The following is a 22,152-nucleotide window of genomic DNA, read 5'->3' as shown; positions in this document are numbered from 1 at the left end:
TGGACGGCGCGCCGCAATTTCAGGCCGGTTAGGCCGGGGTCATCAAGGCCGGCAGCAGCGCGCCGGACACATGCTGGACCACGTTGACGCCCTTGGCATGCACGATCGGCTGCGAATACTGCATCAGCGGCAGCACATAGGCCTGCTCGGCGATGTATTTGTCGACTGCCTTCCAGCCGACGATGCGCTTGGCCTCGTCCTTCTCGCCCCACAGCGGGTTGATCATGTCGATCAGGTCCTGGCTGTCCCATACCGAATGCGGGCTCGGGCCATACATGGCAAAGCCGGTCGAGGTGGTCGGATCGCCGATGGCATTGCCCCAATTGTAGAAGGCGGCCGGTGCCAGCTTGTCGGCGGCGCGAAGCTCGTAGTGCTTGGCGATCTCGTAGACCTCGATCGTCGCCTCGATGCCGACCTTGCGCCACATGCCGACGATCGCCTGGATCATCTCATAGTCCTTGGGCTTGAAGCCCTTGGTCGTCTGGATGGTGAACTTGACCGGCTTTTCCGGCGAGTAGCCGGAGGCGGCCAGCAGTTCCTTGGCCTTCGTCGGATTGTGCTCGACCTTGATCGACGCGTCGTAGGCCGCGTATTCCGGCGTCTCCAGTGTGTCGATCGGCTGGCCGTAGCCGCGCAGCAGGCGGTCGACCAACAGCTTCTTATCGATCGACATGACGGCTGCCTGGCGCACGTTCTTGTCCAGCATCGCCTCGATGTCGTTGAAGAAGATCATGCCGATGTCGGAGACGTTCTTGCACGAGCCGGCCAGCCCGTCCTTGGCGATCAGCCGGTCATATTCCTCGTAGGGAATTTCGAGCGTCACCTGCGAGGAACCGGACTCGACCTCGGCGACGCGGCTCGCCGCGTCAGTGACGAACTTGATCGTCATATTCTCGAAGGCCGGCTTGCCGCCCCAGTAGTTCGGGTTGGCCTTCAGCCGCAGGAAGGCATTACGCTCGAATTTTTCGACCATGTAGGGGCCGGTACCGATTGGCGCTTTCTCGAAACCTTCAGCGCCCACCTTCTCGTAATAGGCCTTCGGCATGATGTAGCCGGTCAGGAACGACATCCATTTGAAATACACCGGGTCGAACTGCACGACGTCGCCGATGATCTTGTTGCCGTCGATCTTGAAGTTGTTGACGTTCTTCCACACGAACTGGATCGGGTTGCCGGTCTTTTCGTCACCCGCCCGCTGCAGCGACCAGACCACGTCTTCGGCCGTGAACGGCGAGCCGTCGTGCCAGGTCACGCCTTCGCGTACCGTCATCATGATCTTGGTGCGGTCGTCGTTCCAGCCCCATTCGGTGAGCAGTCCCGGCGCGAAGGACAGGTCTGGCTTCTGCGGGATGAATTGGTCGAACACCGACTGATAGAGCCCCTGGATCGTCGGGTTGACGGCCGAGGGGCCGGTGGTCGGATCCCAGGACGGCAGGTTGACGTTATATGCGATGGTCAGTTCACCGGCGGCCGCCTTGGCGATCTGCGGCAGGCCGACGGCGGCGACCCCGAGTGCCGCGGCACTGTATCCCAGCAATTCGCGTCTGTTGATTGTCATGGTCGTTCCCCTTGTTGGTTTTCTGTTTTCGTCGCGCGGCAATGTCAGTTCATTGGTTCAGGCTTCGTGGGCAGCAGCGCCTTGCCTCTCGTGGCCTCTATCGATTGTCGCTCCTACCTCCCGCCAAGCTGTTGCGCGAGCATGTAGCCGGAAGCCGCACCGGTGCCGGCGCCAGGCCAAGTTGCAGCTCCAGTAAGATGCAGATGCGCCACCGGCGTGTTCCAGCCGGCGTAACCGCGCGCTGGGCGAAACAGGAAATTCTGCGCCAGATGATGGCTGCCGCAAACCTGATCGCCACCGACGAGGTTCGGGTTCTCACGCTCGAGATCGATGGGCGAGAAGACGGCGCGGCCGAGGATCTTGTTTCGCAAGCCAGGCGCGTAGGTCTCGATCATGTCGAGGACGCGCTCGGCGTAGACCTCCTTGACCTGGTCCCAATGCGCCGGCGTGATCTTGCCGGCGGCATCGCCTGTGATTTCGGCGGGCAGCATGCGCACCTGCACCCACAGCACATGTTTGCCCTCAGGCGCCCGCGACGGATCGATCGCGGTCGGCTGGCCGACAACCAGCACCGGCTCGTCCGGCAACATGCCCGCCATCGCCTGTTGATAGGTGCGCGACATGGCGTCGAGCGACGGTGACAGATGCACATAGGCGAATTGCCGAAGCTCGGGTCCGGCGCACCAGTCCGGCAAATTGTCCAGCGCCAGATGGATCATCATTGTACCCGGCGCATGGCGGAATTTCTGCATCGCCGTGTCGAAACCAGTGTCGCCCGAACCATTGGGCAACAGCTTGCCAGTCAGCGCCTTCGGCGCGACGCCGGCGATCACAGCCTTGGTGGCGGTGTGAGTCTCACCGGAAGCGAGCCTCACACCGGTCGCCCTGCCGGCGGAAACCGTGATCTCGGCCACTTCGGCGCCAGTCACGATCTTGCCGCCGGCTGATGTGACGATGCCCGACAATGCCCGGATGATGGTGTCGGCGCCGCCCTTGCCCAGCACCATGCCAAAGCTCTGGTTGGCCATCGATTCCAGATAGGGGAACACGGCACCGCCGGCGATGTCGGGAGCAAAGTCGAGATGCATGCCCCAGGTGGCGAGCGTTGCCCTGATATGAGGCGATTCGAAGGTCGCCTCCAGCCAGGCGCGCGGTGAGGACAGCAGCAGGCGCCCGGTATCGAGCGCCCCGGACATGCCCTTCTTGCGCCACAGGTTCCACGCGGTACCCGCCAGCGCGCGGGCGCTCATCGGCGAGCCCAGCAGCCGGAACAGATGCTCGGCCTCCGACGGAAACGCGGCAACCAGTCTGCGCCATGTTGCGGCGTCAGTGGCGGAGAAGGCGGCCATGCGCGCGGTGGTCTTTTCCAGATCGTTGCTGACGCCGAACCAGCGACCGTCCGGAAAGGCACTGGCGAAACAATCGGCGACCGGGGCGAACTCGAGCCCCTGTACTTTCAATTCATTTGCATATTTCCGGTGAAAGGCCGAGCCGGCAAACAGGCTCAGGTTCATTGCGCCGAAGTCGTGGCGGAAGCCGGGAAGGGTGAATTCGCGGGTCTGGACGGCGCCGCCGATTGTTGCACTGCGCTCGAAAATCCCGGTTTTCCAGCCTTTGAGCGCCAGATGCGCGGCGCATGCCAGAGTGTTGTGGCCGGCCCCGACAAAGATGGCGTCAAATTCGCTCACGCCCCGGTCCCATTTCCTTTATGCTTAAAGATAATTGCAGATGCATATGTTTTCGTCTAGTAGGATATTAAGGGCCGAGACGAGCCTTGATCATCACATGAAAGTGGGAACAGAGACCATGGACACCCAAAAACTCCTCGGCGAAGTCGCCGGCCAGCTTCTTTCTGGCGCCATCAAGGTGGTCGACCTGACGGCGCCGCTCGGACCCGACACGCCGCTGATCAAGCTGCCGCCGGAACTCGCCGTCGACACACCCAAGATCGAGATCCACTCGATCTCCCGCTATGACAAGAAAGGCCCGTGGTGGGCCTGGAACTGGCTGAAGCTCGGCGAGCATTCGGGCACGCATTTCGATGCGCCGCAGCACTGGATTTCCGGCAAGGACTATGCCGACGGCGCCACCGACACCATTCCGGCGCAGAATTTCGTCGGCCCGGTCAATGTCATCGACTGTTCGAAGGAAGCCGCCGCCGACCCTGATTTCCTGCTCACCGTCGACCACATCAAGGCCTGGGAAGCCAGGCATGGCGCCATCAATGCCGGCGAATGGGTGGTGATGCGCACCGACTGGTACAAGCGCAACGGCTCGGAAGCCGAGTTCCTCAACGCGAACGAGACCGGCCCGCATACGCCTGGCCCGACAGCCGAAGCCATCCAGTTCCTGATCAGCAAGAACATCAAGGGCTGGGGCTCAGAGACGATCGGCACCGATGCCGGCAAGGCAGGGGGAATGGAGCCGCCATTCCCGGCGCACACGCTGATGCACAAGGCCAACCGTTACGGCCTCGCCAGCCTTTGCAACCTCGACCAGCTGCCGCCGAAGGGCGCCATCCTGATCGCCGCACCGCTCAAGATCGAACACGGCACCGGCAGCCCGATCCGCGCGCTGGCGCTGGTTTCGAAGCAATAGGTGAGATTGGGTCTTCGGGAGAAGATCATGTGTGTAGGCGAAACCGGGTTGGTGGTGTGGCAACCGTGCAGCGCTAGCGCTCTACGGCGCCCCCCTCTGTCCTGCCGGACATCTCCCCCTCAAGGGGGGAGATTGGCAGCTTCGGCACCCCGTTCGTTCCTGCAGCGTTACAGATTGGCGAAAGCAGTTGTGACAGCCGATCTCCCCCCAAGAGGGGGAGATGTCCGGCAGGACAGAGGGGGGCGCGAAGGAACGCGACCTCGTTCGATTGAATCGCATCTCCCGGAGATGGAGAGCAAGTGTCGATGAAGGCGCCCGATCACATCATCGTCGGCAGCGGCATCAACGCGCTGGTCTGCGCGGCGATGCTTGGCGGCAAGGGTGCCAAGGTGCTCGTGCTGGAGCGCAATGACTGCATTGGCGGCTGCATACGCACAGAGGAGATCACCGCGCCCGGCTTCATCCATGATGTGATGGCGACGACCTTCGTCCTGTTCATCACCTCGCCGGCCTTTGCGGCACTCGGCGCCGATCTTGCCCGGCACGGGCTGGAATTCTGCCATACCGGCACGCCGACCGGCGTGCTGCGGCCGGACGGCAGCCATGCCGTGCTTAGCACCGACCGCGCCGCCAATGTCGCCGCCCTCAATGCGATCGCGGCAGGCGACGGCGACCGGCACGCGGAGGATATCGGCGGTATCGAGCGCAATGCCGGCCTGCTGTTCGGCCTGCTTGGCGGCAGCCTGTGGTCCTATCCGACCGCGAAGCTGCTGGCCGGCGATGCCTGGCGGCGTGGCCCACGCGGCCTTGCCGCCTTTCTAGGGGAGGCGCTTGTGCCGGCACGGAGCTGGCTTGAAAGCACCTACAAGTCCGATACCATCCACGCACTGTGGGCGCCCTGGGTTTTGCATGCCGGTCTTGGACCGGAGGACGCGTTCTCCGGCCAGATCGCCAAGGTCATTGCCTTCGCGCTGGAAGCGGCCGGAGCGCCGATCGTCAAGGGTGGGGCGAAGAACCTGCTGTCGGCCTTCGAGGCGCTCGTTATCGAACGCGGTGGCGTCATCTCCACAGAAGCGGACGTCGCCTCAATCATGGTGACCGGGGGCCGCGCCACCGGTGTGCGGCTGGCCTCGGGCGAAACCGTCCATGCCAAGAAGAGCGTCATCTGCTCGGTCACGCCGACGCAGCTTTATGGCCGGCTGCTCGGCGCGGATGCGCCCAAAGCCGATGTCGAGGCGACGCAGAAATACCGCTACGGCAAAGGCAATTTCCAGATCCACTACGCCCTGAGCAAGCCGCCGGCATGGCGCGGCGAAGGCCTGGACAAGGTCGCCCTGCTGCACCTGACGCCGGGACTGGATGGCGTGTCGAAAGCCTGCAATGAGGCGGCGCGCGGCGTGCTGCCGGAGGTGCCGACCATCTGTGTCGGCCAGCCGCACGCGCTCGATCCGTCGCGCTGCCCGGAGGGCAAGGCGATCCTGTGGCTCCAGCTGCCCGAGGCGCCCCGCCACATCAAGGGCGACGCCGCTGGCGAGCTGCAGGCACCCGCCGACGGGCAGTGGACGGACGCGCTGCGGGAAACCTATGCCGACCGTGCAGAAGCGATCCTTGCCAACCATATCGACGGCTTCAAGGCCAGTGTCATCGCGCGCCGCGCCTATTCGCCCGCAGACCTCGAAGCGATGAACATCAATCTGGTCGGCGGCGACCCCTATGGCGGCTCCTCGACCATCGACCAGTCGTTCCTGTGGCGGCCGTTCAAGACCAGCCGCAACCATCAGACCGGCATCAAGAACCTCTACCATATCGGCGCCTCGACCCATCCGGGTGCGGGCCTTGGTGGCGGCTCCGGTTTTCTCCTGGCGGGGAGGCTGTGATGGAAGAGAAGGTTGCGCAAAAGCGCCAGCGCATCTCGACCCTGGGGCAGATCGGCCTGCAGCAATTCGCGCCCTATCTGATGAACCGCATCATGGGCCGCTACAATGCCACCCTGCGCGACGATTTCCGCAAGCAGGGGCTAACCATTCCGCAGGTCCGCACGCTCGCCGTGCTGTCGGTCACCGACGGCATCACCGTCAACGACCTCTCGGTCTATACCGTCATTGAGCAGTCGACCTTGAGCCGGACGCTCGACTCGCTTGAGGGCCAGGGCCTGGTGCGGCGCGAGCAGGGCGTCACCGACAGCCGCATCCGCCACGTGTTCCTGACCGATGAGGGCCGCGCCGAGTTCACCCGCGCCTGGCCGGCCATGCATGACGCGTTCGAGGCGATGTTCGACGACGTCGACGATGCGGAATACTCTGCACTGATCGCGACGCTGCAGAAGATGCTGAAGAACATTCGCAAGCACGATATCTAGACCTATGCCGCCGGCCTCGGGCGGCAACGGAAGGATTGAAAAAATGGCCGAACGGTCTTTTGCCAAGGAAGTCGAAAAGCTTCGGCTCGGCGCCGGCGAGGAATTTGCCGGCGAAGGCATCCTCGCCATCACCAAGGCGCTGCTGCAATGCGGCGTCGGTTATGTCGGCGGCTACCAGGGTGCGCCGATCAGCCACCTGATGGACGTGCTGGCCGACGCACAGGACATTCTGGGCGAGCTCGGCGTGCATTTCGAGGCCAGCGCTTCGGAAGCCACAGCCACCGCCATGCTGGCCGCCTCGGTGCACTACCCGATCCGTGGTGCGGCGACCTTCAAGTCTACCGTCGGCACCAATGTCGCCTCCGACGCGCTCGCCAATCTCGCCTCCGGCGGAGTCACTGGCGGCGCGCTGATCATCGTCGGCGAGGATTACGGCGAGGGCTCCTCGATCATGCAGGAGCGCAGCCATGCCTTCGCTATGAAGAGCCAGGTCTGGCTGCTCGATCCGCGCCCCAATCTGCCGTCGATCGTCAAGGCGGTGGAGGACGGCTTCGAGCTGTCCGAGATTTCCAACACGCCGGTCATGCTGCAGGTCCGGATCCGCTGCTGCCATGTCCATGGCCATTTCATCGCCAAGGACAACAAGCGGCCGCCGATGACGGTCGCCGATGCGCTCGACGCACCGCGTCGAGACACCGGCCGCATCGTGCTGCCGCCCGCTTCCTTCCTGCATGAGAAGGAGAAGGTGCAGAAGCGCTGGCCGGCGGCGGTGGATTTCATCGCCAAGAATAGGATCAACGAATTCTTCGGGTCCGATCATGGTTCGGTCGGCATCGTCATGCAGGGCGGCATGTACAATTCGGTCATTCGCGCGTTGCAACGTCTCGGCCTTGCCGACACCTATGGCGACACCGATGTGCCGCTCTACGTGCTCAACGCCGTCTACCCTTTGATCGACGACGAGTTCCTGTCCTTTTGCGAAGGCAAGCAGTCGGTGCTGGTCGTCGAGGAGGGCCAGCCCAATTACATCGAACAGGCCTTCGCCGCGATGCTGCACAAGGCCGGGCGAGGCACCAGGCTGGTCGGCAAGGAGCATCTGCCGATGGCCGGCGAATACACCGGCCAGGTCGTGCTCGACGGCATCGGCGCCTTCCTGCGCGCCGAGGCGCCGCATCTGCTGCCGGGCGAGGTACGCGCCCCCAACAAGGTCGGCGACGGCGTCGATACAGCCGACCTGATCAATGTCGTTCCAGGACGACCGCCCGGTTTCTGCATCGGCTGCCCGGAGCGGCCGATCTTTGCCGCGACCAAGCTGGTCGAGCAGGAACTCGGCAAGCACCACATCGCCTCCGACATCGGTTGCCATCTGTTTTCGATCATGCCGCCTTTCGAGCTCGGCGCCACCACCATGGGCTACGGGCTGGGGCCGGCCTCGGCCTCGGCATTCAACTCGCCCGATGCCAAGCGCCGTTCGATCTCCTTCGTCGGCGATGGCGGATTCTGGCACAACGGCCTGACCTCCTCGATCGGCAATGCGGTCTTCAACAAGAACGATGGCGTCATCGTCATCGTCGACAATTTCTATTCGGCCGCCACCGGTGGGCAGGACATCTTGTCGTCCCGCGCGGGCAACAAGACCAAGTCGACGAAGCATCCGATCACTGAGGCGGTGAAAGGGATGGGCGTCAAATGGCTGCGCCATGTCGACCGCACCTATGACGTGACCAAGATGCAGGACACGTTGCGTGAGGCGCTGACGACGGACGAGAAGGGGCCGAAGGTCATCGTCGCCTCGTCCGAATGCATGCTCAACCGCCAGCGCCGCGAAAAGCCGCTGGTCGACAAGGCAATCAAGGGCGGCGAGCGGGTGATAAAACCGAAGTTCGGCGTCGACGAGGACGTCTGCACCGGCGACCATGCCTGCATGCGGCTGTCGGGCTGTCCGTCGCTGTCGGTCAAGTCGCTCGACGATCCACTGCGCGACGATCCGGTGGCGCATATCGACCAGAGCTGCGTCGGCTGCGGCAATTGCGGCGAGGTCGCCGATGCGGCGGTGTTGTGCCCATCCTTCTACCGTGCCGACGTCGTGCACAATCCGAGCCGTTGGGACCGCGCCCTCGAAGCGGTGCGCCGCGCCATCATCAGCCTGTTGCAGCGCCGCCGCGAAAGCCGGCGCCTGACCTTCGCCGATGCTTGACGCTGTCCCGCCATTTCGCGCCCGGCCCGGCGCCCAGGACGGCGAGCGCGTCATCAAGCTTGCCGTGCTGGCGGTCGGTGGCCAGGGCGGCGGCGTGCTGGCCGACTGGATCACCGATGTCGCCGAGCGCAGCGGCTACGTTGCGCAATCGACTTCGGTCGCCGGCGTCGCCCAGCGCACCGGCGCCACCATCTACTATGTCGAGATGGCCCGCGACACCGGCCGGCTGCCGGTCTTCGCGCTGTCGCCCTCGCAAGGTGACGTCGACATCCTGATCGCGGCGGAACTGATGGAAGCCGGCCGCGCCATCATCCGCGGCTTCGTCACGCCCGAGCGTACCACGCTGATCGCCTCGTCGCATCGCATCGCTGCCGTGTCGGAAAAGATCGAACCGGGCGATGGCCGCGCCTCGTCCTCCAAAGTGCATGCGACGGCGGAAGCCGCCGCGAAGCGCTTCATCGCTTTCGACATGGAAAAGATCGCCGCCGACAATGGCTCGATGATCTCGGCCAGCCTGCTTGGCGCGCTGGCGGGGTCCGACGCCCTGCCGTTCTCTCGCGAGAGCTACGAACAGGCGATCGGTGCCGGTGGCCGGGGCGTCAAGGCCAGCCTCGCCGCCTTCGGTGCTGCGTTCGATCGCACGCGCGGTACGGCAGCGCCGGCGCAGAAGCAAGCTGAGCCCGCGCTTGTCGAATCTGTCCTGGGCGCCGGGCGCGTCAGCGGTCCGCAAAACCTGCTGCAAGGCTGGCAGGCCTTGGCCGCCCGTATCGATCTGATGCCCGTGGCAGTGTGCGACATGGCGCTTCGGGGCCTGAGAAAGGTCGTCGACTATCAGGACATCGCCTACGGGCGCGAGTATCTCGACCGGCTGGACAAGGCGGTCGCGCTGGACGGGCCGGATCGCGGATATGGCTTGTCCATCGCTGCCGCGAAGCATCTGGCCAATGCGCTGTGTTACGACGATATGATCCGCGTCGCCGATCTGAAGACACGCTCCACACGCAACAGGCGCGTGCGCCACGAGGTCGGCGTCAAGGACGGCTCGATCCTGCAGGTGACCGAATATTTCCACCCGCGCATCGAGGAGTTCTGCGGCACGTTGCCGGCGGGATTGGGCAGCTACATCGAGAACCGGCCGAAGCTCGCCGCCTTTCTCGATCGTCGCATCAACCATGGCCGCCGCATCCGCACCGACAGTTTCGCCGGCTTTGCCGCTTTGTGGTTCATCGGCGGCCTGCGCCGCTGGCGCCGCCGCCTGCTGCGACACAAGGTCGAGATGGCGCATCTCGATCGCTGGTACGCGCTGGCGCTCGACCATGTGCCCCGGGATTACGCGCTGGCCGTCGAGATCCTCAATTGCCGCCGGCTGATCAAGGGCTACAGCGACACCCATGTCCGCGCCCAGTCGAAATTCGACCGCGTGCTGTCCGCGCTCGATCTGGTCAAGGGCCGAGCGGATGCCGCCGACTGGATCCGTCGCCTGCGCGAGATGGCGCTGAAGGACGAGAAGGGCGACATGCTCGACGGCGCGTTGAAGACGGTGGCGACGCTGGGGCCGGATCCAGTCAGTTGAAATAGCTGGCAGGCACCCATCGGGGCCGGCGGCCCTTCGGATGGCGGCGACACGGGCGAAGGGCGAGCGCATCTTCGCCAAAGGCATCGACCACGCCTCCGGCACACTGCGTCAGCCTGGCCGCTAGTCCGACTGTTCGGCCGCAATCAGTTGTTCAGGCTTGAACCCGGCATGTTGCGGGGTCCACACTTCGCCCTCGCGATTGAACCAGTGGCACAGATACATGCCCGAGGCAGCGCTATCGCTCACCGTCATCCTGGGGCCCCCGGATTTCAGCCTGACGACGTCTCCAGTCTTGAAAGTATTGGGCATTTTGACCTCCCATGCTGAGGCCACGAGTTTCACACCAAACCAGGGCCTCGACAATGGCAGATGTGTTTCGCCGGCGCCGCATTCCTTTGCACCAGCAGCGCGACGACGGGCCAGGACGTCGTGAGCATGAACAGGTGCGAAGGCGATGCATCGCGGGTGAATTTCGGTGAGGTCGAGAGGGTCGCCGACCGTTCTGGTCGGTGTGGTTCGCGGCGGTTCGATCGATCTGCTCGGTCTTAACCTTTCCGTAAACATTTGGCCGTTACTTGGACACCGATGGCCTCGTGGCGGAGCGGCTACGCTGGAGACGGCAAATCTCTGAAGCCTCGGTTCGATCCCGAGGCGAGGCCTCCACCTTTCCAAGCTGCTGTCGGACCATCAGCGGATGCCAATCCCGTCCGGCAAGCATTCAGGAACACAATCACCAAAGAAATGATAGGCCGGACGCAAGGGGCTTAGCGCCAGTGGGGCGCCATCAATAGTTCTTTTGGGGGGATGGTGCCGCTTGCGTGACTCGAACACGCGACCCCCGCATTACGAATGCGGTGCTCTACCAACTGAGCTAAAGCGGCCCGGGAGGCCAAGGCCTCCAAGATGCGGGGGTTGATAGACGCAACCGGCCGCGAATTCAAGATGCGACTTGGCGATTCATGCGAGCGTGTCATGCAGTCGTCGAAAGCCGGCCGCCGCGTTGCTCGCAAATCGGTCGCTGCGTGCCTCCGGCGCGTGCAAATCGATGAAACATGCTGATTTCGTTGCCGGAACAGCGCCGCAATGGACTTTGCATACCTCTCCAAGGCAGAATGCGCCGTTCGCCCGTTGATTGATTGGCCGCCTGCGGCTAACGATCACGGCAAGGTTGGCGAACGGACAGAGGGACCCGCTTGGACGCGATCGAAAAAGCGATCCGGAATGCCTTGGAGAAAGGCAATGCCGAGGACCGCGCATTCCGCGAAAGGGTCTATCGTGCGGCTTTTTCCGCGCTCGATCGCGCGCTAAAGGCCAATCCGGACGTGACCGTGGAACTTGCCATCAAGCGCCGGAAGGCAATCCAGGCGAAAATCACCGAAATCGAATCCGAGTTCCTGCCGGCGGTGCCGGATGTCGGCCCGCAGGGCGACGCGCCGGCCGTCGAGCTTGGTACGGACTCTGCGCCTGCGGTCGAAACCGGCCAACAGTCACCGTCTCCCGCAGTCGTCGTCGATGGGCCCGCGGAATCTGCGTCGGATGCGCCGCGCTCTGCCTCAGATGCGCCGCGCTCTGCCTCAGATGCGCCGCGCTCGCGCGTACTGCCCGTCGTTCCCGATATCATGCCGGACGCTGCCGTTCCCGACGCCCCGTCCATCGACATGGCGGCTCCCGCCCCGGCCGGTGCCGCCGCGGAAGTGACGCCCGATCGCGATGAACGGCGCATAAGGGGACGTCGCCTGCCGCTGACCGCCATCTTCCTGACCGTGACGCTGCTTGCCGCTGTTGGCATCGGCCTGTTCTTCGCCGTGCAGACCGGCGTCTTCAAGACACAGGCGCAGCTTGATACTGCCCCGCCGCAGGCGCCGCCGACCGTCAACGACGACGATTTCACACCGCCCGGCGGACCGGCAAAGCCCGGTGCCGCGGATCAGGCACACGACTGGATCAACGTGTTTTCGCCGACCGACGCGTCGCATGTCAGCGCCCCGTCGGACGCCAAGGCCGAGGTGATGAAGGACGATACCGGCTCGTTCCTGCGCATACGCTCTGGAGCGTCCGGTTCGGCGATCAGCTTCGATGTCGGGCAAGGCGTGCTGGAGAAGCTCGCCGGCAAACATGCCGTGTTCGACATCATTGCCCGCTCCGAGGAAGGCAAGGAGACGCAAGTTTCCGTCGACTGCAATTTCGGCGAACTGGGCGATTGCGGCCGCAAGCGCTACGCGGTCGGCCAGCAGCAGAACGAATATCTGTTCGACGTGAAGTTTCCCGACAAGCGTCCCGGCTCTGCGGGCACCATCGCCATCAATTCCGACTTCGACAAGCAGGGCAAGGCCGCCGACATCTACGAAATCCGTGTTTCGGTCGAGCCGTAAGCCCCGACGCTGAAAAGGCCGCTCTAGCGGTCGAGCAGGGCCTGCAGCGTCTCGATGCGATCGGCCTCGTTGGCCGGCTTGTCCCAGCGCAATCGTGATACGCGGGGAAAGCGCATGGCGACGCCGGATTTGTGCCGGGTCGAGCGGTTGAGCCCCTCGAAGGCGACTTCCAGCACAAGGCCGTTGTCGCGGTCGGCCCGCACCGAGCGCACCGGGCCGAAACGCTCGACCGTGTTGTCGCGGACATATTTGTCGATCTGCCTCAGCTCCTCGTCGGTGAAGCCAAAATAGGCCTTGCCGACCGGCACCAGCTCCTCCTCGCCTTCGGGACCGGACCAGACACCGAACGTATAATCCGAGTAGAAACTCGAGCGCTTGCCATGACCGCGCTGCGCATACATCAGCACCGCGTCCACAGTGTGCGGATCGCGCTTCCACTTGAACCAAGGGCCTTTCGGCCGGCCGGCGACATAGGCTGAGTCCCAGCGCTTCAGCATGACACCTTCGATGATTGGATGCAGCGGTACCCGCCGCAGTTCTTCCAGCGCATGCCAGTCCGAGAATTCGACGAACGGCGACAGATCGAACCGGCTTGGGTCGAGCGTCTTCACGAAGGTATCGAGGCGGCCGCGTCGCTCGCGAAACGGCAGCGCGCGCAAATCCTCGTCGCCGATCTGCAGCACATCATAGCAGCGCATGAAGGCCGGGTATTGCTGCTGCATCTTCGCGGTAACCGTCTTGCGGTTCAGCCGCTGCTGCAGATCCGAGAATGTCCCTGTCGCCTCTCGGGGATCGCCGACCAGTAGTTCGCCGTCGAGTGTCGCCGAAAAGTGCATGGCGTCGGCAAGATCCGGAAAAGCGCCCGAAACATCGTCTCCGGTACGCGAATAGAGCCGGCGGACGCCGCCTTCGGCCACCGCCTGGACGCGGATGCCGTCCCATTTCCACTCGGCCGCATAATCGGCCGGATCGAGCTTTTCGAGATCGCCGTCACCCACCGGGTTCGACAGCATTACCGGGCGAAACAACGCCATCGCCGTGCTCCGGGGCTTTTCGGCCTTGCCTTCCAGCCACGCGAACAGTGCTGTGTAGGGAGGCGACAGGCCGTGCCAAAGCTCTTCGATCTCGGTCACATCGACCTTGCCGAAATCCGCCAGCGCCTGTTTGGCCAGCCGCGCCGACACGCCGATGCGCAGGCCGCCGGTGACCAGCTTGATGATGGCAAAGCGGGCCGAGATGCCGGCGCTATCGAGCAGCCCCGCCAGCACCTTCGGTCCGTCGGAACGGCTTGCCGCCTGCAGTTTGGCGACGACCTCGCTCAGCGTCGGTTCGCGGTTGGGGATGTTTCCGGGCGTTTGCGGCCAGACCAGCGACACCGTTTCGGCAAGATCGCCGACATAGTCGTAGGAATAGCCGAACAGCACCGGATCCATGCGCTCGGTGACCAGCGTGCGCAGCATCGCCGGCTTGACCGCCGCGATGTGGAGGTCGCCGGTGATGGCCGCCAGCGCCAAACCGCGATCGGGATCCTCCACGGTGCGGAAATAGTCGGTCAGCAAGGTCAGCTTGCCGTTGCGCGACGGCGTCAGCACCAGGCGATCGAGAAGTTCGGCGAAGCGGTTCATGCCATCAATCGCCCTCGTCCTCGTACCCCACCAGGTGCAGTGGCCGCGCCGCGATGCCTTCGAGTTCGCACCAGCGTACCAGCGCCTCCTCGCGGCCATGCGTTACCCAGATTTCCTCGGCTCCGGTCTGCTTGATGGTGGCGGTCAGTTCGTCCCAGTCGGCATGGTCCGAGATGATAAGCGGCAGTTCGACCCCGCCTTGCTTGGCGCGCTGGCGGATGCGCATCCAGCCCGAGGCAAAGCACGAGATCGGATCGGGAAAGCGCCTTGCCCAGCGGTCTGCGAAGGCGGATGGCGGACCGACGACGATGGCGCTGGCGAAATCATCCCTGCCGCCACTTTCGACGGTTGCCGGCTCCAGATGCCCGAGGTCGATGCCCTGGCTCTGGTAGTATTCGCTGAGTTTGGCCAGTGCGCCATGGATGTAGAGCGGCTTGTCGTAGCCGGCGTCGCGCAACAGCCGCATCACCCGCTGCGCCTTGCCCAGCGCATAGGCGCCGACCAGATGCGAGCGTTCGGGAAACTGTGCCGCCGACTTAAGCAGGCGAGCGATCTCCTCGGTATCGGGTGGATGACGGAATACCGGCAGCCCGAAGGTCGCTTCGGTGATGAACACATCGCACCGGATCGGCTCGAATGGCGCGCAGGTGGCGTCCCTCTGCCGCTTGTAGTCGCCGGAGGCGACGATGCGCGTGCCCTGATGCTCAACTGATATCTGCGCCGAGCCCAGCACATGGCCGGCTGGATGGAAGCTGACGCTGACGCCGTCGAGGACGATCGTCTCGCCGAGCCGGGCTGCTTGCGTCGTTCCCGCAAAATCCTCGCCGTAGCGCAGCCCCATGATGTCGAGCGTCTGCTGCGTCGCCAGCACCGAGCGGTGGCCGGAACGCGCGTGGTCGGAATGGCCATGCGTGATCAACGCCCGGTTGACCGGCCGCACCGGGTCGATGAAGAAATCGCCTGGCGGGCAATAAAGGCCCTCGGGCCGGGGATGAAGCAAGTCGCTGGCGCGCATGGTCGCAAGATAGGATATAATTCCGCCGCGGGAAGCCTGTTGTAAGTGACTGCTGACTCCCACATACAGCACCGCTGGATCGATCCGCCGACAGGACCAACCGTCATGAAACCGCTTCAGGCCTCGTCCGGCGACTTGAACGCCGATCGCCGTGCCGAATATGCCGAGATGCTCCATGCGGACGGCGCTCACGCGGCAGCGGCTGAATTGCTGCTCGGCGCGCTGGAAATGACACCGCAATGGGCGATGGGCTGGTTTCGTCTCGGCGAAATGCAGCAGGCGGCGGGCGCGCCGGATCTGGCAGCACGGGCCTGGACGATGTCGCTGCAACTCGATCCATCGGATCGACAAGGCGCTGCCCTGAACCTGCAATTGATCGGCAAGGCGCCGGCGCTCGACGCGCTGCCCAGCGCCTTCGTCGAGACTTTGTTCGACCACTATGCCGACAGCTTCGATGAATCGCTGGTCGACAGACTGGGCTACCGGCTGCCTGAGGTGCTCGACCAGGCTATTCGAACGGCGAGGCGGGGCCGCTTCCCGTTGGCGCTCGATCTCGGCTGCGGCACCGGCTTGATGGGGCAGAGGCTGCGGCCGATCGTCGATCGGCTCGAGGGTTACGACATTTCGGCCAGGATGCTGAGAAAGGCGCGGACGAAGGGCGTCTACGATGTCCTGGGCAAGGCCGATCTGCGGGATTTTGTCCATGCCGGCCCGACGGCCGATCTGGTGACTGTCGCCGATGTCTTCATCTATGTCGGTGCGCTCGACGGCGTGGTGAGGACGATTGCCGGCTTGCTGGCCAAGGATGGCCTGTTTGCGTTTTCGGTCGAGGAGCTGGCCAGCAATGGCGACTTTGTCTTGCAGCCGTCGCGCCGCTACGCACATGCGGAACTCTATGTGCGTGACGTCCTGGCCACCAACGGATTTTCGGTCCTGTCCCTGGAAACGACCGTGATCAGGCAAGACCGGCGCGAATCCGTCAAAGGGCTGGTCGTTGTGGCGGGCAAGTTGCCGGCCGCTTGAGGATACTGTCTTCGCCGGCCTCACGAATATCCGTGCTGCAAAAAAAGTCCGATTTGCATGCGCGACTGATATTTGCGATCTGGACGGATCATGCGCGATATCAGGAGGAGCATCTCGATGCGCTGGAACATGATGATCTTGGCATCTTGCGTGCTGACCGCCGGCTGCGTTGGCGGCACCTCGATGTCGGAACGCCAGGACGCCAACATCCAGTCGTCCCTGCAGTATGACAGCGTGCCGTGCGATCAGTTGCTGGCGCAGCGCAACGGGTTGGCGCAGCAATACAAACTTCCCACGACGGCCAAGCCGACATTCTCCAACCCGGCGATGGGCTTCGGCCCGTTCACGCCGGACATGCGCTCCAAGGCCAGGCGCGACACCGACCAGGCGAGCGGCGAGATCGATGCCATGAACCGGTCGATCAATCGACGCCAGTGCGGCCAACCTGACAAGCAGAAGAAATTGGCGTTGCCTGGCTAATACCCCGCCTTGCGGTCCACTAGATTGTCGAGCTTTTCGCCGCGCTCGAAGGCGTTCATTTGGCGCAGCATGATCGGCGCCAGATGGACGGGGTCGGAAGTCGCTGCCGCGTGCGGCGTGACGAACACTTTTGGATGTCCCCACATAGGACTGGTCTTCGGCAGCGGCTCGACTTCGAACACGTCAAGGCTCGCCTCCTTCAGCGTGCCGTCATCCAGCGCCCGCGAAATGTCGGCGTCCTTTTGCAGGCGGCCGCGTCCGGCATTGATCAGCACCGAGCCGCCGAGGCCGTTGCGCTTGCGCAATTCCTTCAGCACGCCATAGTTGATGATGCCCTTGGTGTCCGGCGTCAGCGGCAAAAGTACGACAAGGATGTCGGTCGCCTTGAGGAAGGGGATCAATCCGGCCTCGCCGGAATAGGTCGCCACGCCTTCCATAGCCTTGTCGCTGCGCGACCAGCCGTTCACGGCAAAGCCGAGCGATAGCAGCACCGAGGCCGCCGCGCGGCCGAGGCTGCCGAGGCCCATGATGCCGACGGAAATGTCGCCGGCCGGCCTTTGCTGCGGCTCGTGCCAGATCTTCTTCGACTGCTGCGACCGGTAAAGCAGGCCTTGGCGGTGATGGTCGAGAACCCGCCAGACGACGTATTCGGTCATGTACTGGGTGAGGTTGCCGGCGACGACCTTGACGATCGGAACATCGGGCAGCCCGGGGTCGGCGAAGATATGGTCGACACCCGCTCCAATCGAGAAGATGGCGCGCAGATTGGGCAGCGAGGCCAGCAGGTTCGGCTTCTGCTTCCACACCACCGCATAGGTGATCGAAGGATCGCTGGCGCCGTCCGGTTCCAGCACCACCTCGCGTTCGACCGACAGGAGTTCGCGCCAGCGCTGCGGATTGAAGCCGGTGACGGCAAGCAGGATGCGGCCTTTTTCCATTGCGATCTTTTAGTCCCTCTGCACGCAAATCACTCGCTGACGATGCCGACCGGCGCCGTTTCTATCTTGAAGGCGGCCGAGATCAGCGCTCGAGTATAGTCGGTTTGCGGATTTTCAAAAATCTGCCGGGAAGGGCCGGCTTCGACGATCCTGCCATTGCGCATGACGATGACGTCGTTGGCGAGCGCCCGGATAACCTTCAAATCGTGACTGATGAAGAGATAGGCGAGGTCGTGCTTGGCCTGCAGGCTGCGCAACAGGTCGACGACCTGTGCCTGTACGCTCATGTCGAGCGCCGATGTCGGTTCGTCCAGCATGACGAAGCGCGGGTTGAGCACCATGGCGCGCGCGATGGCGACGCGCTGGCGCTGGCCGCCGGAGAATTCGTGCGGATAGCGGTTGCGCGTCGCCGGATCGAGGCCGACCTCCTTCAGCACGGCCGCCACCTTGTCGTCGCGCTGGTCGGGCGACAGCTTCGGCTCGTGGATCTTCAGGCCTTCCTCGATGATCTCGGCGATCGACATGCGCGGGCTGAGCGAGCCGAATGGATCCTGGAAGACGATCTGCAACTCGCGCCTGAGCGGCCGCATGGCGTTGAAGGTGAGCTGGTTGATGTCGCGCCCGTTGAACTGGATGGCTCCGGTCGAGGAGATCATGCGCGCCAGCGCCAGGCCGAGCGTCGTCTTGCCGGACCCGGATTCGCCGACCACGCCTAGCGTCTGGCCGGCCCGCACGGTGACATCGATGCCGTCGACCGCCTTCACATTGTCGACGGTGCGGCGGAAGAAGCCCTGCTTGATCGGGAACCAGACCTTTATGTCCTTGCCCATCATCACCGGTTTGGCGGCGGCATTGGCCGCCGGCGGCTTGCCCTTCGGCTCAGCCGCCAGCAGATGTTTTGTATAGGCATGCTGCGGATTGGCGAAAATCTCCTTGGTCGGACCGGTCTCGACGATCTTGCCCTTGGTCATCACGCAGACCCGGTCGGCAATCTTGCGCACGATGCCGAGATCGTGGGTGATGAACAGCATCGACATGCCTTTGCGGCTCTTCAAGCCGGCCAGCAGCTCGAGGATCTGCGCCTGCACGGTGACGTCGAGCGCCGTCGTCGGCTCGTCGGCGATCAGCAATTCGGGCTCGTTGGCCAGCGCCATGGCGATCATGACGCGCTGACGCTGACCGCCGGACAGCTGGTGCGGATAGGCATCGAGGCGTTTCTGCGGATCGCGGATGCCGACCTCGTTGAGCAAGGCCAGCGTGCGCGCCTTGGCAGGGCGGTCGGCCATGCCCTGATGCAGCTTCAGGATCTCGACGATCTGCTGCTCGATCGTGTGCAACGGATTGAGCGAGGTCATCGGCTCCTGGAAGATCATGGTGATCTTGTTGCCGCGCACCTGCCGCAACTGCTTCTCGCTCATCGCAAGCAGGTCGGCGCCCTGGAACAGGATCTTTCCCGAGGGGTGGCTGGCACTGGGATAGGGCAACAGCTTCAGCACCGACAGCGCTGACACCGATTTGCCGGAGCCGGATTCGCCGACCAGCGCTACCGTCTCGCCCTTGGCAATGTCGAACGAGATATGGTCGACCGCCGTCGACTGGCCGCCGCCCTGGCTAAAGGCGACGCTGAGGTCCTGAACGGAGAGCAAGGAAGCAGTCATGTATCAACTTCCGCCATAACTTTATCGAGGGCAGAAATTGCCAGAGCATCGTTATTTTCGAAAGCGTAGATGAAAATGTTCGTATCGACGTAAAGCCGGAAGGCGGCCATCAATCCTCCCACTCATCGCGGAGGGCACGAACACGCGCAACAGCCTCGTCCAGACTTGTCCCCACCGCGTTGGCCTGCGCATTCCGCATAAGCTCAAGCAATTGTTTGCGGCCGAGAGGCTGTTTGGCTTCGTCTTCTATCGTCACCTTAACCGAGGCGCTCAAAGCTATACCCTCTCGCAGTTCATCCGGGAGTTTGGATGCAGGGTAATGCTCAAGGATGATCTTATTCACACCTCTGTCCTTCCGTGGGCTTCGATATGAGGAACTGCAGCTTGTGATCCGTCATTGACCATCGCCATCAGTCATCTCGACAATTAATGCACACGCTCATTTTCGTTCGAACTGCCCTCACTGGGAATATATCATGCTGAATGCCGATCCGCATCGTTGTCATCGGAACGTCTTGCGCGGATCGAAGGCATCGCGCGTCGCCTCACCGACGAAGACCAGCAGCGACAGCATCAGCGAGATGACGATGAAGCCCGAAATGCCGAGCCATGGCGCGTTGAGGTTGCGCTGCGCCTGCTTGAGCAGTTCGCCGAGCGACGCGGAGCCGGGCGGCAGGCCGAAGCCGAGATAATCGAGCGAAGTCAGCGTCGAGATCGAACCTGAGAGCAGGAACGGCATGAAGGTCAATGTCGCCACCATGGCGTTGGGCAACAGGTGCCGGAACATGATGGTGCGGTTGGGCACGCCGAGCGCGCGCGCCGCGTTGACATATTCGAAGTTGCGGGCGCGCAGGAACTCGGCCCGCACCACACCGACCAGCGCTACCCAGGAGAACAGGAGCATCAGGCCAAGCAGGATGAAGAAGCCCGGCGGCAGGATGGCGGCGACGATGAGCAGGAGATAGAGCACCGGGATCGCCGACCAGATTTCGATGAAACGCTGGAACAGCAGATCCGTCCAGCCGCCGAAATAGCCTTGCACGGCGCCGGCCGCGACGCCGATCAGTGCCGAGCCGGCAGTCAGGATCAGGCCGAACAGCACCGAAATGCGAAAGCCGTAGATGACGCGCGCCAGCACGTCGCGCGCCTGATCGTCGGTGCCGAGCCAGTTCCAGTTGCCGACGATGCAGGCCGGATCGGCCGGACCTTGGGGATATTGGTTGCATCGCGTCTTGGCGTCGTACTCCCAGGACGGCTTGGCGGGAGCTGCTTCCGGGATGGCGTTGTTGACGGTCTGGTAGGAGTACCGCACCGGCGGCCAGATCATCCAGCCATTGGCGTTGATCTCGTCCTGGATGACCGGGTCGCGATAGTCGGTGACGGCATAGAAGCCGCCGAACTTTTCCTCGGGGTAGGCGACCAGCACCGGAAACAGGATCTCGCCCTTGTAGGAAGCGATGATCGGCTTGTCGTTGGCGATGAACTCGGCAAACAGCGACAGCACGAACAGGACGAGGAATATCCATAGCGACCAGTAGCCGCGCCGGTTGGCTTTGAAATTCTGCAGGCGGCGCTTGTTGAGCGGCGACAGCCAGGGCCGCGCGATCCGCTGCGGCGCCGCTCCCACGGGGGCAGTGGCATCCGACATCAGACGTCTCTCCGCTCGAAATCGATGCGCGGGTCGACCCAGGTGTAGATCAGGTCGGAAAGCAACCCAACGAACAGCCCGAGCAGCGAGAAGATGTAGAGGTTGGCGAACACGACAGGATAATCGCGCTCGACCACCGACCTGAAGCCGAGCAGGCCTAGGCCGTCGAGGGAAAAGATGTTCTCGATCAGCAGCGAGCCGGTGAAAAAGGCCGAGATGAAGGCGCCGGGAAAGCCAGCGATAACGATCAGCATGGCGTTGCGGAAAACGTGGCCATAGAGCACCTGCCGCTCCGAAAGGCCCTTGGCCCGCGCCGTCACCACATACTGCTTGCGGATTTCCTCCAGGAACGAGTTCTTGGTCAACAGCGTCGTGGTGGCGAAGGCCGACAGCACCAGCGCCGTCAGCGGCAAGGTCATGTGCCAGAAATAATCGACGATCTTGCCCCACCAGGACAGCTGATCCCAATTGTCCGAGGTGAGGCCGCGCAGCGGAAACCAGTCCCAGAAGGACCCGCCGGCAAACAGCACCATCAGCATGATGCCGAACAGGAACCCTGGGATGGCATAGCCGACGATGACGACGCCGCTGGTCCAGACGTCGAACGGAGAGCCGTCCTTGACCGCCTTGCGGATGCCGAGCGGGATAGAGATCAGGTAGGATAGAAGCGTGATCCACAGGCCGATCGAGATCGACACCGGCATTTTTTCGAGGATCAGGTCGAGCACCGAAATGTCGCGGAAATAGCTGTCGCCGAAATCGAACCTGATATAGTTCCACAACATCATGCCGAAGCGCTCGAGCGGCGGCTTGTCGAAGCCGAACTGCTTTTCCAGCTTCTTGATGAATTCCGGATCGAGGCCCTGCGCGCCGCGATATTTCGAGCTGACGTCGCCGGCAGCGTCAAAATTGGCGCTGCCGCCTGCGTCGCCACCGCCACCACCGCCGAGGCGGTCGCTGCCGCCCTGGTTGGTCAACCTGGCGATGACCTGCTCCACCGGCCCGCCGGGGGCGAACTGGATGACGGCGAAGGATATCGCCATGATGCCGAACAGCGTCGGGATCATCAACAGGATGCGGCGCAGGATATAGGCGCCCATCAGGC

Annotated in this window: 18 protein-coding genes and 2 tRNA genes; 9 read left to right on the top strand and 11 right to left on the bottom strand. The window is 63.4% G+C overall.

Annotated features, from left to right (window positions below):
• Window positions 1-28 precede the first annotated feature (28 nt).
• Both NKJ01_RS07395 and NKJ01_RS07390 read right to left on the bottom strand, forming a co-directional pair.
• Window positions 29-1,558, bottom strand: a complete 1,530-nt coding sequence (locus NKJ01_RS07395) for an ABC transporter substrate-binding protein (RefSeq protein WP_352727126.1) — start codon at window positions 1,556-1,558, stop codon at window positions 29-31.
• 113 nt (window positions 1,559-1,671) lie between these two features.
• Window positions 1,672-3,246: a phytoene desaturase family protein gene (locus NKJ01_RS07390; protein ID WP_352727124.1), complete on the bottom strand. Its 1,575-nt coding sequence runs from the start codon at window positions 3,244-3,246 to the stop codon at window positions 1,672-1,674.
• A gap of 118 nt (window positions 3,247-3,364) precedes the next feature.
• Here NKJ01_RS07390 and NKJ01_RS07385 point away from each other — a divergent pair, with 118 nt between their 5' ends.
• From NKJ01_RS07385 to NKJ01_RS07365, 5 genes are all read left to right on the top strand, one after another.
• Window positions 3,365-4,156, top strand: a complete 792-nt coding sequence (locus NKJ01_RS07385; RefSeq protein WP_023758180.1) for a cyclase family protein — start codon at window positions 3,365-3,367, stop codon at window positions 4,154-4,156.
• A 305-nt stretch (window positions 4,157-4,461) separates the two neighbouring features.
• Window positions 4,462-6,033, top strand: a complete 1,572-nt coding sequence (locus NKJ01_RS07380) for a phytoene desaturase family protein (protein WP_352727122.1) — start codon at window positions 4,462-4,464, stop codon at window positions 6,031-6,033.
• Window positions 6,033-6,515, top strand: coding sequence for a MarR family winged helix-turn-helix transcriptional regulator (locus tag NKJ01_RS07375; RefSeq protein WP_352727121.1), 483 nt, complete (start codon window positions 6,033-6,035; stop codon window positions 6,513-6,515). The genes NKJ01_RS07380 and NKJ01_RS07375 overlap by 1 nt, the downstream gene beginning before the upstream one ends.
• A gap of 43 nt (window positions 6,516-6,558) precedes the next feature.
• Window positions 6,559-8,712, top strand: coding sequence for a thiamine pyrophosphate-dependent enzyme (locus NKJ01_RS07370; protein WP_352727119.1), 2,154 nt, complete (start codon window positions 6,559-6,561; stop codon window positions 8,710-8,712).
• Entirely contained in the window at window positions 8,705-10,285 is a 1,581-nt protein-coding gene (locus tag NKJ01_RS07365; RefSeq protein WP_352727117.1) for an indolepyruvate oxidoreductase subunit beta family protein, read from the top strand. Before NKJ01_RS07370 ends, NKJ01_RS07365 begins: the two co-directional genes overlap by 8 nt.
• 123 nt (window positions 10,286-10,408) lie before the next feature.
• Here the strand turns inward: NKJ01_RS07365 and NKJ01_RS07360 are convergent, their stop codons facing one another.
• Window positions 10,409-10,597, bottom strand: a complete 189-nt coding sequence (locus tag NKJ01_RS07360) for a YodC family protein (RefSeq protein ID WP_352604088.1) — start codon at window positions 10,595-10,597, stop codon at window positions 10,409-10,411.
• Window positions 10,598-10,875: 278 nt separating this feature from the next.
• Between NKJ01_RS07360 and NKJ01_RS07355 the strand changes: the two genes are divergently transcribed.
• Window positions 10,876-10,951, top strand: a tRNA-Cys gene (locus NKJ01_RS07355).
• Window positions 10,952-11,093: 142 nt separating this feature from the next.
• Here the strand turns inward: NKJ01_RS07355 and NKJ01_RS07350 are convergent.
• Window positions 11,094-11,169 (bottom strand) — tRNA-Thr (locus tag NKJ01_RS07350).
• 312 nt (window positions 11,170-11,481) lie between these two features.
• Here NKJ01_RS07350 and NKJ01_RS07345 point away from each other — a divergent pair.
• The gene (locus NKJ01_RS07345; protein ID WP_352727115.1) at window positions 11,482-12,660 is read left to right on the top strand and encodes a hypothetical protein; all 1,179 of its coding nucleotides are present in this window, start codon (window positions 11,482-11,484) and stop codon (window positions 12,658-12,660) included.
• 23 nt (window positions 12,661-12,683) lie between these two features.
• Here the strand turns inward: NKJ01_RS07345 and NKJ01_RS07340 are convergent, their stop codons facing one another.
• Together NKJ01_RS07340 and NKJ01_RS07335 are read right to left on the bottom strand one after the other, a co-directional pair.
• A complete protein-coding gene (locus NKJ01_RS07340) occupies window positions 12,684-14,285 on the bottom strand; it encodes a cisplatin damage response ATP-dependent DNA ligase (RefSeq protein ID WP_352727113.1) in 1,602 nt (533 codons plus the stop codon).
• 4 nt (window positions 14,286-14,289) lie between these two features.
• The gene (locus NKJ01_RS07335; RefSeq protein ID WP_352727111.1) at window positions 14,290-15,300 is read right to left on the bottom strand and encodes a ligase-associated DNA damage response exonuclease; all 1,011 of its coding nucleotides are present in this window, start codon (window positions 15,298-15,300) and stop codon (window positions 14,290-14,292) included.
• Window positions 15,301-15,405: 105 nt separating this feature from the next.
• Between NKJ01_RS07335 and NKJ01_RS07330 the strand changes: the two genes are divergently transcribed.
• Complete coding sequence (locus NKJ01_RS07330; protein WP_352727110.1) at window positions 15,406-16,323, top strand: class I SAM-dependent DNA methyltransferase; 918 nt, start codon at window positions 15,406-15,408, stop codon at window positions 16,321-16,323.
• A gap of 117 nt (window positions 16,324-16,440) precedes the next feature.
• A complete protein-coding gene (locus NKJ01_RS07325) occupies window positions 16,441-16,803 on the top strand; it encodes a hypothetical protein (RefSeq protein WP_352727108.1) in 363 nt (120 codons plus the stop codon).
• Here NKJ01_RS07325 and NKJ01_RS07320 read toward each other — a convergent pair.
• From NKJ01_RS07320 to NKJ01_RS07300, 5 genes are all read right to left on the bottom strand, one after another.
• On the bottom strand, window positions 16,800-17,741 hold the full coding sequence (locus NKJ01_RS07320; RefSeq protein WP_352727106.1) for a 2-hydroxyacid dehydrogenase: 942 nt from the start codon (window positions 17,739-17,741) through the stop codon (window positions 16,800-16,802). The genes NKJ01_RS07325 and NKJ01_RS07320 overlap by 4 nt on opposite strands.
• 29 nt (window positions 17,742-17,770) lie before the next feature.
• Window positions 17,771-19,399 (bottom strand): ABC transporter ATP-binding protein, encoded by a 1,629-nt coding sequence (locus tag NKJ01_RS07315; RefSeq protein ID WP_352727105.1) that lies wholly within the window; start codon window positions 19,397-19,399, stop codon window positions 17,771-17,773.
• Window positions 19,400-19,508: 109 nt separating this feature from the next.
• Entirely contained in the window at window positions 19,509-19,742 is a 234-nt protein-coding gene (locus tag NKJ01_RS07310) for a hypothetical protein (RefSeq protein WP_352727103.1), read from the bottom strand.
• A gap of 159 nt (window positions 19,743-19,901) precedes the next feature.
• Window positions 19,902-21,047: an ABC transporter permease gene (locus NKJ01_RS07305; RefSeq protein WP_352727101.1), complete on the bottom strand. Its 1,146-nt coding sequence runs from the start codon at window positions 21,045-21,047 to the stop codon at window positions 19,902-19,904.
• Entirely contained in the window at window positions 21,047-22,147 is a 1,101-nt protein-coding gene (locus NKJ01_RS07300; RefSeq protein WP_352727099.1) for a microcin C ABC transporter permease YejB, read from the bottom strand. Before NKJ01_RS07300 ends, NKJ01_RS07305 begins: the two co-directional genes overlap by 1 nt.
• Window positions 22,148-22,152: the final 5 nt, after the last annotated feature.

Origin of the sequence: Mesorhizobium sp. M0276 (assembly GCF_040321755.1) — a bacterium.
Taxonomy (GTDB): domain Bacteria; phylum Pseudomonadota; class Alphaproteobacteria; order Rhizobiales; family Rhizobiaceae; genus Mesorhizobium.
This window is presented reverse-complemented; position numbering and strand designations above follow the sequence as displayed.

Coding starts and splice junctions, on each gene's coding strand:
- NKJ01_RS07330 (WP_352727110.1), top strand. CDS start 15,406: ATGAAACCGCTTCAGGCCTCGTCCGGCGACTTGAACGCCGATCGCCGT.
- NKJ01_RS07380 (WP_352727122.1), top strand. CDS start 4,462: ATGAAGGCGCCCGATCACATCATCGTCGGCAGCGGCATCAACGCGCTG.
- NKJ01_RS07315 (WP_352727105.1), bottom strand. CDS start 19,399: ATGACTGCTTCCTTGCTCTCCGTTCAGGACCTCAGCGTCGCCTTTAGC.
- NKJ01_RS07385 (WP_023758180.1), top strand. CDS start 3,365: ATGGACACCCAAAAACTCCTCGGCGAAGTCGCCGGCCAGCTTCTTTCT.
- NKJ01_RS07360 (WP_352604088.1), bottom strand. CDS start 10,597: ATGCCCAATACTTTCAAGACTGGAGACGTCGTCAGGCTGAAATCCGGG.
- NKJ01_RS07305 (WP_352727101.1), bottom strand. CDS start 21,047: ATGTCGGATGCCACTGCCCCCGTGGGAGCGGCGCCGCAGCGGATCGCG.
- NKJ01_RS07375 (WP_352727121.1), top strand. CDS start 6,033: ATGGAAGAGAAGGTTGCGCAAAAGCGCCAGCGCATCTCGACCCTGGGG.
- NKJ01_RS07335 (WP_352727111.1), bottom strand. CDS start 15,300: ATGCGCGCCAGCGACTTGCTTCATCCCCGGCCCGAGGGCCTTTATTGC.
- NKJ01_RS07300 (WP_352727099.1), bottom strand. CDS start 22,147: ATGGGCGCCTATATCCTGCGCCGCATCCTGTTGATGATCCCGACGCTG.
- NKJ01_RS07325 (WP_352727108.1), top strand. CDS start 16,441: ATGCGCTGGAACATGATGATCTTGGCATCTTGCGTGCTGACCGCCGGC.
- NKJ01_RS07365 (WP_352727117.1), top strand. CDS start 8,705: ATGCTTGACGCTGTCCCGCCATTTCGCGCCCGGCCCGGCGCCCAGGAC.
- NKJ01_RS07395 (WP_352727126.1), bottom strand. CDS start 1,558: ATGACAATCAACAGACGCGAATTGCTGGGATACAGTGCCGCGGCACTC.
- NKJ01_RS07370 (WP_352727119.1), top strand. CDS start 6,559: ATGGCCGAACGGTCTTTTGCCAAGGAAGTCGAAAAGCTTCGGCTCGGC.
- NKJ01_RS07320 (WP_352727106.1), bottom strand. CDS start 17,741: ATGGAAAAAGGCCGCATCCTGCTTGCCGTCACCGGCTTCAATCCGCAG.
- NKJ01_RS07340 (WP_352727113.1), bottom strand. CDS start 14,285: ATGAACCGCTTCGCCGAACTTCTCGATCGCCTGGTGCTGACGCCGTCG.